At 58.4% G+C, this 16,490-nt stretch carries 12 protein-coding genes; 1 reads left to right on the top strand and 11 read right to left on the bottom strand.

Annotation, left to right across the window (positions count from 1 at the left end; translation table 11 throughout):
* Positions 1–65: 65 nt before the first annotated feature.
* From ML01_RS27585 to ML01_RS18625, 11 genes are all read right to left on the bottom strand, one after another.
* Positions 66–2,213: an SUMF1/EgtB/PvdO family nonheme iron enzyme gene (locus tag ML01_RS27585; RefSeq protein ID WP_162268058.1), complete on the bottom strand. Its 2,148-nt coding sequence runs from the start codon at positions 2,211–2,213 to the stop codon at positions 66–68.
* A 149-nt stretch (positions 2,214–2,362) separates the two neighbouring features.
* Positions 2,363–4,177 (bottom strand): ABC transporter permease, encoded by a 1,815-nt coding sequence (locus ML01_RS18590; RefSeq protein WP_058556896.1) that lies wholly within the window; start codon positions 4,175–4,177, stop codon positions 2,363–2,365.
* Positions 4,178–4,180: 3 nt separating this feature from the next.
* A complete protein-coding gene (locus tag ML01_RS18595; protein ID WP_058556897.1) occupies positions 4,181–4,876 on the bottom strand; it encodes an ABC transporter ATP-binding protein in 696 nt (231 codons plus the stop codon).
* A 44-nt stretch (positions 4,877–4,920) separates the two neighbouring features.
* Entirely contained in the window at positions 4,921–7,185 is a 2,265-nt protein-coding gene (locus ML01_RS18600; protein ID WP_058556898.1) for a DUF1318 domain-containing protein, read from the bottom strand.
* Positions 7,182–7,823, bottom strand: a complete 642-nt coding sequence (locus tag ML01_RS28995; protein WP_156427835.1) for a hypothetical protein — start codon at positions 7,821–7,823, stop codon at positions 7,182–7,184. Before ML01_RS28995 ends, ML01_RS18600 begins: the two co-directional genes overlap by 4 nt.
* 193 nt (positions 7,824–8,016) lie before the next feature.
* A complete protein-coding gene (locus tag ML01_RS18605; protein ID WP_058556899.1) occupies positions 8,017–11,274 on the bottom strand; it encodes a tubulin-like doman-containing protein in 3,258 nt (1,085 codons plus the stop codon).
* A gap of 1 nt (position 11,275) precedes the next feature.
* On the bottom strand, positions 11,276–12,124 hold the full coding sequence (locus ML01_RS18610; protein WP_156427836.1) for a hypothetical protein: 849 nt from the start codon (positions 12,122–12,124) through the stop codon (positions 11,276–11,278).
* 23 nt (positions 12,125–12,147) lie between these two features.
* Entirely contained in the window at positions 12,148–13,011 is an 864-nt protein-coding gene (locus ML01_RS29000; protein WP_156427837.1) for a hypothetical protein, read from the bottom strand.
* Positions 13,012–13,119: 108 nt separating this feature from the next.
* On the bottom strand, positions 13,120–13,806 hold the full coding sequence (locus ML01_RS18620; protein WP_058556902.1) for a hypothetical protein: 687 nt from the start codon (positions 13,804–13,806) through the stop codon (positions 13,120–13,122).
* 317 nt (positions 13,807–14,123) lie between these two features.
* Positions 14,124–14,789 carry a hypothetical protein gene (locus ML01_RS30290; RefSeq protein WP_216819227.1) on the bottom strand — a complete coding sequence of 222 codons (666 nt, stop codon included), beginning with the start codon at positions 14,787–14,789 and terminating at the stop codon, positions 14,124–14,126.
* A gap of 468 nt (positions 14,790–15,257) precedes the next feature.
* Positions 15,258–15,845, bottom strand: a complete 588-nt coding sequence (locus ML01_RS18625; RefSeq protein ID WP_156427838.1) for a hypothetical protein — start codon at positions 15,843–15,845, stop codon at positions 15,258–15,260.
* A gap of 301 nt (positions 15,846–16,146) precedes the next feature.
* Between ML01_RS18625 and ML01_RS29005 the strand changes: the two genes are divergently transcribed.
* The coding region (locus tag ML01_RS29005) for a hypothetical protein (protein WP_156427839.1) at positions 16,147–16,490 on the top strand (344 nt) is incomplete at its 3' end.

Here is a 16,490-nt window from a genome sequence, read left to right on the forward strand (position 1 = left end):
CTAGGTTCGCGCAGCCGCTGCTTGGATTCCCTTATCCGTAGCCCTTCTCCGAGCCAATGCCATGGTTAACGGAACTCCGGCTGCTGCGTAAAGCTTCTCACCAAGTCCGGTGGCCTAAGCGTCACTCCACCTCTTACCATACTCACGTGTCTAGCAATCATATCGAGAGAACGCCGCTGTCTTCCCGGATCCCCGGATTCCTCTCTATCCGCGAGCCAATCTTCAACCTCGCGCTTCACTGCATCGAATAGAGCAGGATCTGTATCTTGTGCGATCTCGACGACGATCCTCCAATAATCGCGAACCATCTGCTGCCCTTCGTTGTGCCTTTCAAGATACCGTTTATCTCGCACTGGAGATGGTCGCAACTTCAAAATTTCTTCGGCCTGCACCAACGATCGAAAACCCAGGTATGCGTTGGCGCTGGCTTGGCGCAACAGGGCTTCGACTAACCGGCGCTCTCCGAAGCGAACGCGACCCAGATTCTTGACGATCTCCTGGTCCTTTATCGCGATTCTCTGTCGCGCACGCTCAAGCTCCTTCTCCTTATCCGCAAGAAGACGTGTTGCCGCTTCGGAGTTCAAGATTTCCATATCCGGCCTGAAAGCTGCGTTCTGCCCCGAGAGTTCGGTGACTTCGCTCTTGAGGGCGTCACGTTCTCTAGTCAAATGAGAGATCTCCCGACGAGCGCCGGCGATGGTATCCCGCAGCTGATCGTTCATGGATGAAAGTTCTATGTTCGAAGATGAGCGTTGTTTGAGTTCTGACTTAAGGCTTACGACGAGTGCTCCTAGCTGTTTTTCCTCTACCGAGTGGTGAGTGACGTCCTCACTGCCATACTCCGAACGTGTAGCGACTTGTGCAACGCGGTCGCGAAGCCTGGCCAACTCCTCTTCGCGTTCAGATAGGCGGTCTCGTAGCGTGGCTACTTGAGAAGTATCCGCTTCCATTTCGGCATTGCGCTCATTTGCGGTGCGCAATGCCGCCTCAAGGCGTCGGCGCTGGTCGGTGGAAGACCCCAGCGTGGCTTGCAAGGCATCTCTTTCACGCTGCAACTCCTGGATGCGTCGTTCTGCGGTTCGCAACGCATCGACGTTATGAGCTTGCGCAGATGGCGCGGGCCCCGCCGACGCACCGAGCTGGAGTGCCATTAGCTCGGCGGACAAGCGTTTGTTGTCTCTGCGGAGTTGCTCGCGTTCCTCTTGAAGTAGCCGAACGGCATCTTGCGTCGCTTGGCTCGCTGGACTGCTCTCGCCTGTGGGGCCAGGATGCGGCAACCCGTTCTCTCTGGCGTAGGCGGCGAAAGCTCGATCGAATTCGGCAGGGCCGCCGTGGGATGCGGAGATCGCGGTGCCAAGGGCGAGTCGAAAGCCGATCCAGTCTTCACGTGGCAGAGTACCGTCGTCAAAATACGGCTGTGCCTCAGTCCGGCTCGCAACGGAGACGTTAGCGGGCGTGTCGTTGTATTTTGCGCCACGAATCGCGTACTGCCCAAAGCGGCCTTGTTGATACTCAGGACCGAATAGATTGATCGTGTACTCCTGGACATTGCCCAGCATGTCGTACAAGCCGAGCGGGTTGGGTTCTTTCTTCGCGACTTCCTGAGCGTGTGCTCCTACGCCACTGTTGAGACCGAGCCACTCGTGCGCCGCAATGGCGTCCCCATAGGGATGGCGGCTATCAAACAGTAGAGGACGCGCCTTTGACGTGACGAGACCGCCCCGGGCGGCGAACTCCCATTCCGCCTCAGTGGGTAACCGCGCGAATGCCATCGCTCCACGATAGGAGGGTAATTGGTTCCGGCGCTGGGACAACATCCATGTATTAAGTGCTTCAATGAAAAGGTGAATCTCGGCGATGGTGATGCCGGTTTGTGGTTCGCGGTCGTCAGCCATCCGCGAGGCTGATGCCACTGGTCTCGGGCGTTTACGCCAGCCCTTCGCCGAATCTGGGCTATCGCCGTCTTCCTCTATCATAAAGGCCCGCCACTGGCCTTTTTGGACCTCAGTGCTGGAGAGGTAATAGAGCCATTCCAAGGTGCCGTCGCGTTCGGCGACGAACCCGCCCGCTAACAAGGTATCGACCAGTCTTGTTTTGTAGTTGGAGTCCCCTTCTTCTCTCGAGCCCAAACGGATGTGCCTACTGTTGAACATCCGGCTTCCGTCGATCCCGAGAAAAACCGATTTGAATACGAGGGGGTCTGCGCCCGGCACGGGTATGCTGACCGTGATGGATGCACTGCCGTCGGTTGAGGCACTAGCTACGAAAGACGCGAAAAGCAGCACAAAGGCAGCTATCGTTAACGCGCATGCTCTCGTGACGTGGTGTCTAGTCGCAGTCTGAAGCATTCTCCCACGACCCATTATTCGCGGATATAGTCGCCTGGCTCGATTCTTAGAACAGCAATAGCAGCTAAGAGAGAGGAAATTGTTGCGCTTACGAGAATGACGGCCGTCAGCAATCCCGCCGCACCAAGGTCTAGACGCGTCAAAGTGGCATTTACCCGGTAGATGTTGGCGACGACACGAGAGGCGGACTCATCGAACAGCCAGAAGGCGAGTAGTGCGACGAGAATCGCACCGAATACCAGGAACACGCTTTTCAACAATGGATAAAGAATGAGAACAATGCGCGGCAGTCCCAGAAGCTGCAGGTACGCGAGATCCACTCGGTTACGTTGGATGCCCGCGTAGACGTTGGCGACGACAGCGAATAAGCCAGAAACGCCGGACACAGCCGCGATGAGTAGATAAAGTTGGTTAAGGGAGTCAGCGACCCACTGTACTTGGCGAACATCTTTGATGCGTGAGGCCGGCTCGATTAATGCGGGCTCACCGGTGTCTTTGCCTTGTTTGATGATGAACGCAACGAGCTCCTCAAGGCTGTCGATCGAGCTGGCGTAGGCGCGAAAGAAGCGCGTTCCAGAAGCGATGGCGTGGAATTGATCAGTGGGGGCGTCGTACCGGGCATCGCGCTGACGGGCGGCATTGAGACGCCCTGCAAGACCGCGTGGTATCGCAATGCGGCCCGCGTGCAAATCGGGCGTATGGATGAGCTGTACAGGTACCTCGATGGTCTCGCCAGCGCCAGACATGAAAGCTATCATTGCGTCCTTACCGGAAGGCCCGTCCATCACGGCGGACACCGCCACGCAAGATAAGGTAACATTCGACTGTTGGCGCAAAGTGCAGATGGGATCTTGGGGCAAGATCACGGGGCGCACGCACGTCGTCCGCGTTCCTATCCGTAAATCGATCGAGAAGGGATGGATAAAGGGCACCAGCTCCGCGGCAAAGCCCTCTTCCGCGTACCAATCAGCAAGCTCGGAGATCTCGTACTCCGAAATGCGATTGCCCACGGTCTCCCACAATAGTTGTTCTCGCGTGTCCTCGGTCTGCCGTGGGAGGATTTCCACGAGTGTCGGCGGTTGGCTAAAGGCCATTCGGCGTGCAAGCATGCGGCGGAGCATCGGGTCCGCGGGCGAGTCGTCCACCAATGCGATGACCCCGTCATACTCGGCCGTGATTCCGCTCGGTGCGCCGGGGAGTCCAAATGCTGGAAGGCCCTGACCATCGCGCCAGCGGTCGATTTCGTTGAACAACGCCAAGGGCAGCCAGAGCTTCTGCTCACCGAAGGCACTGCCCGGTACAATTCCGATGACGGGCAGCGATACTCGATGGCGCTCTTGTTCTCCAGTATCCCGTATAAGCTCGATCACAAAGTCGTCACCGACCTTGCTACTCGTGTCCGCGGCCAATCGTCTCGACAGAACGACGGCCATCTCATCGGATGGAAGCACAATCTGGTTCTGCGTCAGAACAGGTTCCTCAGAGATCACCGGCACCGCATTCACCGGTGTCGGAATCTGCTCCACGTCGAGCATGAGCCCTGAGGTTCGGGCAGCGACAACAATATCGGCCACCACACGCAATTCGCGCAGCCATTGCTCGGATAGCGGATGGGACATCGGATACTTCGGCGTAACCAATCGGATTTCAGGGTCGTGACGCAACTTATCGAGCATACTGCCGACCAACCCTTCTCGTAGACCAAGCAGGATGAACAGAGGAGAGAATACGGCACCCAAGGCGAGGATCATGCATAGCGACAAGATCCATTCGTAACGCAAGTCGAGGACAACGAGACGGGAGATATGCCACGTGTCACCGAGCGGCATGACCTAGCCCCGGATTGCGCTCGGCTGAGTCTGGAGCACCGACCTCAATGGTCCAGTGCCGACATCGACGGGCTGAAATGCGAGAACTCGATCTGCGGTCTTTGCGAGCGAGAGGTCGTGTGTGACCATCAGAATCGAAGATCTAGCGCCTCTGGCGAGGTCCCGAAACCTCACCAAAACCTGTGTCGCGTTGTGGGTGTGAAGACTAGCCGTGGGCTCATCGGCCAGGATGAGCGGCGGCGATTGCACCAGCGTTCTGGCCAGCGCCGCCAACTGCCGCTGTCCTCCGGAGACGCGCCCCGGGCGCTTATTCCGGACGGAGGAAATACCAAGCTCTTCCGTAATCACATCGACGTGCTCCGCCGGCTTCCCAGCGAGTCTGGCGCCGAGTTGAATGTTCTCGCGCAGGGTCAGGAACTCAAGAAGTCCGCCAGTTTGCAGGACATAAGCAAGGCATCGGCGACGTAGTCGCGATCGAGCCAAGTCGTCAGCGCCGGCTATATCGACGAGGGCCTTGTCGCAGCTCAACTTGAACTCCTCCACACGGTCCGGCGATAGAATAAGTCCAATCAAGTCAAGCAGGGTGCTTTTACCGCTACCGTTGTCGCCTATGATCGCGACGAACTCCCCGGGCGCCAGATCGAGACGGGGGATCTGGATCAGGACAGGCGCAACGCCTACCCCGCGCAGCTTTTCCATGCCCCTGATTCTGAGCCTGATTGTATCCTCGGGCGGAGCGACGTTCACGGCAATTGGTCCAACGGTACGGCAACAACACGCTGATCGGCACCGAGGCTCAGAATCGTCCAGATATCCTTATTGGCCCGACTTCTTCGAAGATCTTCATAGTAGTCGAGTCTTCTCGACATACTACTTACAAAGTCCCGAACTCTATCCTTGTTTCTGAACTCATCACGATGCATGCGCATGATCTCGCTATCATAGGGTAGCTGGTCGATGCCCAGCGGAACGCTAAAGGCGTCTCGAAAATCGACGGCCGTTGGATCGACCATGGTCATCCGTGTATTGGTCCGGAGCATATCCCAGAAGTCTATGGTCGTAATGTCCTCAGCGCGCAATGCCTTCTCTCCCACTTCTTTGAGTTCCTTCACACGGGCGGCCAACTCGTCGAGCTCTGTTTCGTTCAGCAGCACCATCGGTTCCAGCGCATAGTGACTGGGGCTGGTGAGAACCTTATCTGCCACCCACCCAGTAATCTCCCCTTCTGGCAACAGCGGGTCGGCGAGCAGTAAGCTCGCTTGTTGGAAGATCAACTCGGACAACGAGCCTGGGGGGGCTTCAGGAAGGGGTTCACCGGTTTCTCTACTTTGCTCGACACTTTCAATATCCTCGCGCGACTGCTCGAAACGCTCGAGCACAAGTTTGGTAAATCCAGGACCGTTCGCGTCGATTGACGTGAAATAGTACCGAGGATCGGTAGAACCGCGGGGGCCGGCGTAGAAAGCCGATAATGCCTTATACTGCTTCCGCGATTCGGGGTCATGGGCCTTAGATATCGTTCCCGGAATGTGGAAGGAATAAATGCGCACCCCTCGGATGTTCGCCTTGTCCCATACTTTGCGTACCGTTAATTCAGATGTCTCTTTCCCAGGCGCGTCGCCAACCAGGAAGAGAACGCGAACTGCATTCTCACGCCAACGGGTTTCCTCAAGCGCGCGCTCTATACCCTCCAGCATGGCTTCCGGAAAGTCGTCGTCGACGATGGTTGTTACTGCTTTGACATCACGCAGCATAGGAAGGAATTCGTCGACCGCCAGCGTGTGGCTGGTAAATGCATGACTCTCGTAATCGAAGCCACGGCCCGCGTCTTGGTAACCAACGAACCCAAATTGTAGATCCACTGCCCGGTTATTGTTCGCGAACTGCTCAGTTGCCGAGATCACGTCACGCAGGTAGGGCGCCATCGACTGGGTGGTGTCCATGACGAATACGATGTCGATCGAGACCGTGCCCGCACCGCCGCGGTTATCTGAGCCACCCGGTCTTGTGCGAGCGGCGACCTCAAGCAGCCGAACCTCCGAGTTGTCCACCCGCAGGTCCAGGGAACGGCTTCGGTCGTAAAAATCCAGGACCGGGTAGAAGATGGCACGCTCCTGCTTGGAGTGGACTTTGGGCTCTCTTGCGATGACCTCTGTCGTGCCCGAGCTGGCCCGACCAAACTGTTCAAGCTGCCTGGCGATGCGTTCGGCGCGCACCCCTGGCTCTGCACGGATCAGGTCGAGCAGCGACTCCTTGGAGCGATAGAACAGGGTGTCGGGCCGAGTACTTGGATTCGTGAATTGCATCACGACGGCGCGCCGCCACGGGATAGCCTCCGCCGCAGCGATCCATCCGAGCGCCTTTGGCGACCACCCCCTCGGCTTCACCAGAGGGACGTACTGCTCGGTTACTTGGTACCAGTGGTTCCCGTCGTCACCCTCGGCAGCGCCCAGAACACCGAATGCCTCGTACTGCTGGATGCCGTCGCGGACAACGGGCGCACTGGCACTCGGCTCCGCCTGAATCCTGGCTCCTTCCAGGGTCAACACCCGGGAGACAGCGTCGATATCCGGGGGGGGCGGATAACCATCCCACCAAGTCGTCCGGCCATCAGCTAAGCGGATCTCCCTCATCACGCCGCGCGGGTATCGGGTGAGATAGCGTTCGGCGCGCTGTCGGCCAACCGCCTCCGCGGTTGTCCCTAGCTCGGCCGCCATCAGTTGGTTCAGCGCCCTTCGGTCAGTATTCTCCTCTTCGGCGAGGGCGCGGACGTCCTCGCCACAGGCATCTCTTCGTGCGTTGAACTGGATCATGCCATCGAGCCGTTCGCCAATACAGCGCGTGGCATCCAACAAGTGTGCCTCAAGCACCGGTTGCCGGGAAGAAAGGGACTGGAGCAGATCCGCATAGGATGCGTCGGCCCGGCCGGGTGACGGCGTGAGGAAGAGCATCGTGAAGAAAAGTGCAATCAGCACGTGCGAGGGCGCCCGCAGGTTCATCTCGATCATGGCTCTGTCCTGAGCAGTGTCGATTGTTGCTCGAGACTGTCATATACCCACCAAGGCGTGCGGTTCGCGACCAGGTGAACCCTCGTTGGTGCGCCTTCCAGGTCACTCTGCAGCGTCGCGTCGCCTTCCACTGTCGTTGCATCTCGGCCCTGAAAGTGGATGAACATGGTCGTTGATCCGTCTGGAGGGATCTCTGCCGGCAGGTCGCTCGCGGAAAAGAGCGGGGAGGAGAAATCGATTCGGTCGATGACCACAGGCCGATTGCTCGAGTTGCGCATCTCGATCGCCGCACTGGATCGGAAATCTTCCGAATAAGGAAAAACCAGGGTCTCGGGTGTTACAACCAAAGCACCCGCTTCAGGCCAAAAATACACCGCGAGGGCTATGACCGCCGCAGCGCCTGCGCCGAACGCGATAGGTTTGATTTGCTTCGCATCGATTGGAATTCCGCCGCGTCCCTTGCAAGGAAGAGGTACAAGCTCCGCACCGCAATCCCTACCCGACGCTGTCTTGCCTGGGCACTTTGGATTACCTCCGCGCAACGCCGGCGGCAGCTCATCCTCGGAAAAGAGGCGCCTAGCCAGGGCGAACTCACAGGCGTCGCCGAACTTCTTTTCGCAGCGATAACATGTCGCCATAACTCCCAGCCCTTACGTTCGATGATTAGAACGCCCGTCGCCGATTCTTGTGATACTGCGCTTGCTACACGCGAATACGGATATACTCTAACCGCTTTTGGCCTGTCGGGGGAGCAAACAGCATTCTACGGTACGTTTGAGCGCACGACCTCACGCGACCCCGTTCCACTTGGCGTCGTCACGCGGATTCTTACTACATTCGTGGGTTCTTGCCCAAATGGCGAGAAAGCTCCATCGCTTCCTGCATTTGGGTATCCAACTCCCGATAACCAGCATCATCCTCGTTGCTTCCCGACAACAGGAAAAACTCCCCACTCATCGCGCTCAACCGCTGCTCCAGTCTCTCAGGGTCGAAGTCTTCCTTCTCGTACCGAGCGCGCAACAGTCCAGCGAGCGGGCTCAGTGCATCCTCTTGGAACTCCTTTCGGTATAGGGAATGAATGATCACCGTTTCTATTGGGATCGGATGGCCGTACCGTTCCTCGCTTTGAGCGGCAGCATCTCGCACCTTGGTGGATAGTCGCATTCCGGAAGAGACCTTATCTTCGACCCGTCCGTAACGATCCTTCACGCCAAAAAGAATCTCGCGCCCGTCTTGATCTGGAATCTGCATCAAGCCCATCGCGGTGGCCAACAGGCAGACGGGCATCTGACCCAGAAGCACTGTTTCCCGACTCTCTTTCATAAGGTCCGGAAGTGGTGGACGATGGCTTTCGGTATGGCACTCGAAATACCCGCGTTTGGAGTCTTCCGCCGAGCGCTGGTCTAGACGTTTTCGGTACTCGGCTCTCAAACCGTGCGTTACGCGTGCAAAGCGAGCTGAAAAGAAAAACGCGACCGAAAGGATGGATATCTCGGTGGGGTTGCGCTCCTCGGGCACCTCTCGGAAGTATGTCTCGACCTCCTTGCATCCGCCCTGAGACCCCGTTGTCGACTCAACCCTGCGACGTAGTTGCTCTTCGAACTCGTCCGGTACGGACGAACACTTTGGCACGAAGACACAGCGGCGTAGGACCGGACCCTGCGTCGGTAGATCCATCCGCTCCTCGTTCGGCTGGAAAGACACCATGGGCATCGATCGCTCGATCAGATTCCTGATCCAGGATTCGAGATCTCCGTCCGTGCGTCCGCCATATTCCGTGTAGAGCTTACGGACAATGTTCTGACCAAGGATACCGTCGAAGTTGGGGTCGTCTTCTTTCATCTTTCGATGGGCCTCGAGTGCGTTGTCCTCAGATATCCTTCGCAACGCATCCACAAGGGGGCCTCCTACCCTTTCTGTGTCGTCTACTGGCATGCGCTCGGTGTAGAGGCGAAACTCGTAGCGATCTCCGCGCATCTGCTTCAGCCGCTCCATTGCCGCATCCGCCCGTAGGTCCTGAATTGATTTGTTCGCGATGAAACGCTTCAGGATCGCGTCGTTGACATAGTCGACATCAACGACGTACGTGATGTCCTCCCGGACAGCGCGTGCGGCGGAGGCATTGATGCGCGACTCGATCTCGGTTGCGAAACTGGTCGCCGTCTGTTTCAAACGCGTGTCGAAAAGTGCGACCTGTTGTTGCAACGACTTCAACTCATCGACCAGGGTGGCGCAGAATCGCTGTCCATATTCGGCAGCGCGCTGCTCGGTTGCCCAGAAGTAGTAACGGGTGGTCGCCGTGATATACTCGTTGAAAAGCCGCTCGTGCTTGCCTCCTGCCCAGCGTCCGGCCTTGTCGTATTGCTCGCGAATGCCCTCTCTGAGCCGATCGGCTTCCTTCATCTCGTCGACCGACTCACCCGCGGCACCTCCAAACCAGAGTCTGTCTTCCTCAACGCGACCGATCAGGAACTCCAATGCGTCTGGCAACCCGTGCAGCGGGTATTCCGGGTTCATGCGCTCGATGTTGACAAGAAGATCCCTCTCGATAGCGGATCGTATCCCCACCGCCCGTTGGCTAACATCCGTCGCTTCCATGCGAATCTTGAAATAGTCATTGACACCGCCCCCGTCGCCGCGGGAGCGGAACCCCTGCTCCCAGTAGACGTTGGCTCGGTGATCGAAATCGTCCAGCCAGACTTTTCGGGCGTCGTAGGCGTCACCGAGATCTTCTACGGTCTCCCGTGCTTCTTGCGCCAAGGCGTTGCGCCACTCGACCTCGTAGGTATCGAACTTCGCATTGCCGGATTCATCCTCGACGACATCCAGATAGAGATGCTCCCGCGTTGCGCGCCATACCTGTCGACGCACGTCCACGAAGTTGTCACGCGAGAAGGCCCGAGGACTTTCCCGATACCCGTTGTCCCAGTTGTGGTACAGAAGCTTCAGTAGAAACTGTCGACCGAACGCATAGGAGAGCTTCTCCCGAATCTCTCGCTCCGGGATCGCGACCCGCTGAACGCCGTAGGCAATAAAGGCAGTCGAGCGGATTCCCCCGTTGACGTCGGTCGGATAGGTCGCACGGTCTTCCATGCTCAGCACATCCCGCAACTCCTTGGGTAGGTTCCCCATCTGCCTGACCGAGAGTTGAAAAAGAAACTCCGCGACATTCTCGATCTGCTGCTCGAATCGTATGTCCGAATGGCCCTCGGTGGTTTCGGTGATCAGCGCCACGGACTTGTAGGTCCCGGCGAGGTCTCCGGTCGACCTGCCCGGCTCCGGAACCGCAAGACGGCGCGGGCTTGGGGACGCCGTAATGTCCCAAGGCCGATAAAGCCCGAGCCTGAAGGCGTTCAGCTCCAGCAAAGCCCCGAACTGATTGGCGTAAAAGTTACCCGTATTGACGTCGCCAACGTCTTTTGCGGTGGCGAAACCATGGACATACAGTTCATAGTCTCCCGTCTCGGTCTTCAGGTGCTTCTGAATCTGGGCCAGCGTATCGATCAGGGCGCCGCTGCCGGTGCCCGCGGCCAATGTACAGGCGACGTGAATCTCTGCCCCTACCTTGCCATCGCGGCTCAGCGCCGAAAGCCGGTCGGCGATCGCACGAATCACATTCTCGATGCTATTGGCGTTCGCCAGTGCCAGACGGCCCATACGCCTAATCTGATTGCAGCCATTCGGTTTGGTGGACCCGCGGGTAATGTCCTGCACGAAGCCAAGATCATCGCGTATCCATGGCTCGATGCCAGGGTAGCGCTCGATGCTGGTCAGAATGCGGTCGATGCCAACCGGATTGATGAGCACCTTCTCCTTATCGGCAAGCTTAAGTGTCTCACCGAAGACACGCCACGCCCGCGCCCGCTCGCCGGCGCCTGAAAGGTCCGCGTCGTTGGAATCGACACTGAGCGTGGCGATGCGGGATGTCACCCGTTCCCCGCCGAAATTGTCCTCGAACTCGTAGGTCTCGGGATAGGGGCCGGTGTTCCCGCGGGACCGCCACTCGACATACAGCTTTTTCTTCAACTCACGCACGACGGCGCAGCCGGTACCCCCCAGGCCCACGAGTAACAGGTTGGATTGTTTCATGTCAGCGTCCTCTCAACTTGGGCACCGGACTCTCTTTTATGTCGGCCAATGCGGACCGGATCAACAGTCCGAAGATGATAGTTTGAACGATGAGAAAAAGCACAACCAAAACGGAGCGGGTAATCAGGACGACCCTTGGTACTTGCTTTGCCAATTCGCGTTGAATCTCGTTTCCAGCCAAACCGATGGCGTCCTCGGCGCGATACCTCCCACCACCTCCGGTTGCCTTGAAAAATCGGTCCATGTCAGCGAAGATCGTACCTTGAGCGGATTCCGACTTCGCCCAAAGGATTGCGCTCAGCAATGGGTGATTCACGCGGAAACTGTCGACTGCCTCACTGGCGTAGATTTCGGCGGCCGTCCGTTTCGCCTCGTCTGTATTCGTGGGGATCAACGTGGCCTTTCCCATCTCGGGATGCGGATGGCTCGTGAAGTCCTCGAGTTGATTTCCGTCGGCATCACGCAGTGCGTAGACGGCGTCATATGCCTTTCGGAACGTGCTTTCCGCCCACGCTGGGTTTTGTCCGAGGGAGACTTCCCAGTCGTCAACGATCTCCCGTGCTGCACTGCCCGTGTAGCGCAACGAGACGAACAACAGGGCGAAGACAATGGTGAGACCCGCGGCAAGCGCGCAAAAAGCGTGATACTGGGCCTTGAAGGCAAAGTGTCGGTTGAAGCTCAAGGCGACATAGCGGGCAAGCCACCATGTGAAGGCGCCAAGCAGGGCTCCCACGCCCAAGGTGATGAAGAACTCCTGCGTGCCTTCGAGCCACAGACGCGCGGCGAGCTCGCCAAGGAATGCCCATAGATCAAGTGTCATGCCGGATGAAGCCGGAATCATGGCGTGCAATTAGCTTAGTGCGACGCGCAGGTTTAATGATAGCCGATTGTTCCGAGAACATACTTACTGAGTCCAACATATATCCGTCGGAAGTCATCCACAGCGCCATCGTAGAGCGCATCGCGCAGCAATCCCGCATCCAGCGTGGCGTGTCGCTCTACCGCCTGCGCAAAAGCGGCAGTTGAACGAGCGTTGCGATTGACTTTGCACATATCCCCGCCGAGGAATACACACAGGGACTGGGAAATGTCCTTCGCCAGATCCGCGATGTCTTTTGATCTTAGGGCTACTATAGCATCACTGTCCGTTTCTAACTGGACCTGCGCAACATTCGCAACATCGCTGCGCACGATCTCACGCACAACGACTTCCACGTCTGCGAACTTCTTGGGCCATTCTTGCTGCATCATCATATCGAGCTGTAAGGCTAGGTGGAAAGCGTAGATTTTTTTCGTTGCGCGCTGTCCATCAATGCCTCGATACCGCGGGGGTGCTATCGGCGGGATGTTCGCGTTCGCCGTACTTAATGCGCCATCGCCGTTGTAAAAGGCGTGGAGCAGAGAAGGTTGTTCAAACGGCTTGGAGAAAATATCATAGGTGTCGGCGGTCGAATTTATCGAACGAGTCTCTGTAAGATGAGTTGGCGTCGTTGTTGGAAGTAAGAACCAACCGATCCCTAGCGCGGCGATCGCGCCCGCGATCAGTGGAATCGCAAGCCAACGGCGGTGGGGCCTAGTTCGGATGACGGTCGGCGCAGGCGCGAGTGCCTTCCTGGATTCCGTGGACCGCAGGACGTTGCCGGGCCGCGTCGTCGTTGGTGGCCTGTTCGTTGAGCGCGGCAGACCAAGCGGCGACCGTGATCCGCCCTTTCGGAAGCTACGCGTCGGTTTCTTCATTGGTGTGGCACGGTATCGATGTGCGGAAGCATAGAGAACGGCGGTGCGGCGACAATGGGATAAGCACCGGCATCACACGCGTTGCTTTGTCAAACATGAGGTTTTCGATCATTGGGTACTGGTCGAGCCAAGCACGTAGCGGCGGAGGCCATCGTAGATCTTGCGGACATCTTCGACCGCTCCGGCATACAACGCATCCCTCAACAGGGCTGCATCGCGTTGCGCCTGTGCTCCCACTGCCTGCCCGAACTCGGCCGTTGCCATCAACTGTCTGGTGGCTTCGGGTGTATCGCCATCGGAAAAGGAAGTCGCCAGCTTGGATGCGACTTCTCCCCAGTCGGCCAAGTCTTTGCTCATCATGACCACGGCCACGTCATTATCCGAAGCCATACGAACCCGCGCCATGCTCCCCACGTCGGTGGCGACGATGTCCCGCAGGACCGCCGGCACGTCCGGAAATATAATCTTTGGCCATTCCTGTTGCATCATCGATTCAAGCTCTATCGCCAAGCGGAAGGCGTAGATTTTTTTCGTGGTCCTCTGGCCTGACGAGGAAGGCTCCTTCCCTTGGTAGTGTACGGGAGCACTCGCCAGGACGACGGCCTCAACCTCATCAAGGCTGGAATCGCCTTGGCCGAACGCCCTGAGTATGGTGGGCTGCTCGAAAGGTTGAGAAAAGAGGTCGGTAGTGGCGGCGTCTTCGGTGGCACGGGGTTGAAGGGACCACAAGGTCATCGCGATAACGACGATGATCAGGAGAGGTTTGTGGCCGGGGCGATAATTCGTGATGATCATGACAGACGCTCACTATTGGTGATTTGGGAAACCGACGAAGTAGTACGAGCGACTATTAAAGGAAGTCAATCGGGATGTGCTTTAATTGGGAGGCCGAATCCCACTGGTCGGGCTTCGCGTCTTCTAGATCCCAAGGCATTCCTCGAGTGATCCATTGTTTACGATAACGCCTGGTGCTGCTTGGTGTAGAATCTTGGTATCCAAACTCTACTCCGCAGCAGGGGCAGTACTCGAATGTAGGTGTACACCCGTCTTCGCCCCAGGGAGGGTCGAGGAGTTGGAAACCACAAACGCGGCAATGTAATTGGGGGTCGTCGCTATTGGGCATGGAAGTAGTCAAGTCCTGTCTTGTATCCATGTTTATTGGGATCTGGCTTGAACATGGTTTTTGGGATGCCCCGTTTCGTCATTACTGCGAAGGTGTTCGAGCCAGGATGGTAGCGCACGATTTCTCCACTGTTTGGGCGGACTTTCGTAAGCGTACCCTTGGGAGGATTGTGCAGAAAATGCTTCGTCTGCTTGTAATAGTGAACAGCGTTCTGTGATTGAAACTGAGTTCCGTGATCCTGGTAATGTTTGTAAGCGTTCTTCGCTGGCGCGCGACCCGTCCATATGCCACGATTGCCGATTGGTTGGAAAGGTGCAGTCTTTATCTGATGGGCATGGGCGTTCCACTGCTTGGCTATTTTCGTTGGGACGGGTTTGGCATGTCGTCCTCCCGTTCGATTGGCGTACTTTCGCCACTGCGCGCTTAACTTGCTGGTTCGGGGTCCTCCGGAGTGCCCACCTGTTCCTCCGCCGTTTTTCAGGTAGCGCGGTCGCTTCGAGATCGAGACCGGGGTGACTCGGCGCGCCGACGATGTAAGCCGGGGCCCGCTGCCTTTTGCTTCCTTGGCTTGTTTGGCCAGCCGCCAACGTTTTGACATCGCCGACCGAGGAGATTTACCGGTGCGTAAGTTGGTCGGACGCTGCTGCGGGCGCACGGGTTTCCGGGCGGAATGAGCCAGCGGCTTTGCCGGTGGCTTGGGCTTGACCGTGGGCTTTGTCTTTGGCGCAGGCTTCGGTGTGGGTTTCGAAGCGGGCTTCGGAGCCGGCTTAGGTACGGGTTTCGGAGCCGGTTTCGCGGCCGGCTTAGGTGCGGGTTTCGGAGCGGGCTTCGGGGCCGACTTAGGTACGGGTTTCGGAGCCGGTTTCGCGGCCGGCTTAGGTGCGGGTTTCGGAGCGGGCTTCGGGGCCGACTTAGGTGCGGGTTTCGGAGCGGGCTTCGGGGCCGACTTAGGTGCGGGTTTCGGAGCCGGCTTGGGGGCTGGCTTGGGGGGAGGCGGCATGGCGCTGGTCGCGGACTCGGGGGTGCCGCCGAATACCAACCCCAGCGCAAAAAGCAGAATCACCAGGCGGGACCAACTGAACACCGTGCGACTCTTGTTGTGGGCATCCATGTCAGCAACCGGCTACCAGAGGCGCTGACCCACAGGCGCGGTGGAGGCGGAAGGTGCGGTTACAGCCGGATCGCGGCCGGTCGCGCCTGCACCGAACAGCGTCTCCCAATAGTCGGACGCGGGCTTGAAGCCCATCGCGATCGCGGACTCCACCAGTCGCCGCGCCTGCTCCGGGTCCTCCTCTTCGAAATAGGAGGCCAGATACATCGGTGCCGGGACCGACCCCGCGTCGTTGGCCATATCCAACAGGTCGTATGCCGTTTCGATCTGATCGTGGATCAGGGCGACCCGGCCAAGCTCGAACAGGTAACGTGGCTCGGGCGCCGCGGCCGCGACGTTGATGACCCAATCGCTGAGGAGCAGGTCGACATCCTCCTCGCTGAGGTCCACGATCCGCTCGTAAGAAACCCCAGGCACTTCTTGCGGCTTGTCCGGGTCGTCAGGATGGGCAGCGCGCAGGTCGATCCAGACCTCGACGAATTCCGGTGGCACTTTGAGATGCCAACGTTGCGCCTCGGCATATCGTCCCAGGAGGAAGGCGGCGACGAGAAACCCAAAGACGAGCGGAATGCTCCAAGCCCAGAGTGGTAGCGCAGGCAATCTGTGCTGTGTGCGGATTGGCCTCGCCCGCGTGTGCCGCATCGCGGATCTCACCGTGAAACTCCTCGCACGCAGCCTGCTCGGCTGCGATAGGTGTTAGGTGGCTGGCGGAGTTCGTTGGGAGGAGCCGGCGAAAATTCTGGCAACCCCAGGGAGACCAAAGGTTACCACATTCCGATAGCTGGTTCGATAGCTGGATTTCGCGCAAGGAGCAGTGCCGCAAGAGAACCGCTTGCTGCGAGCCCCCGCTGCAATTTCATAGCCTTGTGGGAGTCGAAACGCCGGCACGGTAGTGTGTTCGGTGCGTGCCTACGTGTGCTGTGCGGTTCAGGGGATCGCGGAGACGGGACGAGCGATCCTCGACGCCGAGGAGGAAGCTCGGGGCGCTCGTACACGTAAAGGGAGCCCGCTCGGCGGGCTCTCGCTCGCGCCCGAGACGGCCGCCATCACCCGCCGCAAGGGTGAGCGCGTCAACATCATCGCGGCCTGGCTGACGCCGGACGCGCTGCCCATCGAGGTGACGGCGGCGCTCGGCCGGCTGCTGGACGCGCAGGGCTTCACGCCACCCCCCGGCGGATCTTCCAGCCGGAGCGCCGGTATCTTGGTCCATAACCGACGGAAGAAGAAGGAAAAACGGTGCTGTAC

This window comes from Thiohalocapsa sp. ML1, assembly GCF_001469165.1.
In the GTDB taxonomy this organism is placed as follows: domain Bacteria; phylum Pseudomonadota; class Gammaproteobacteria; order Chromatiales; family Chromatiaceae; genus Thiohalocapsa.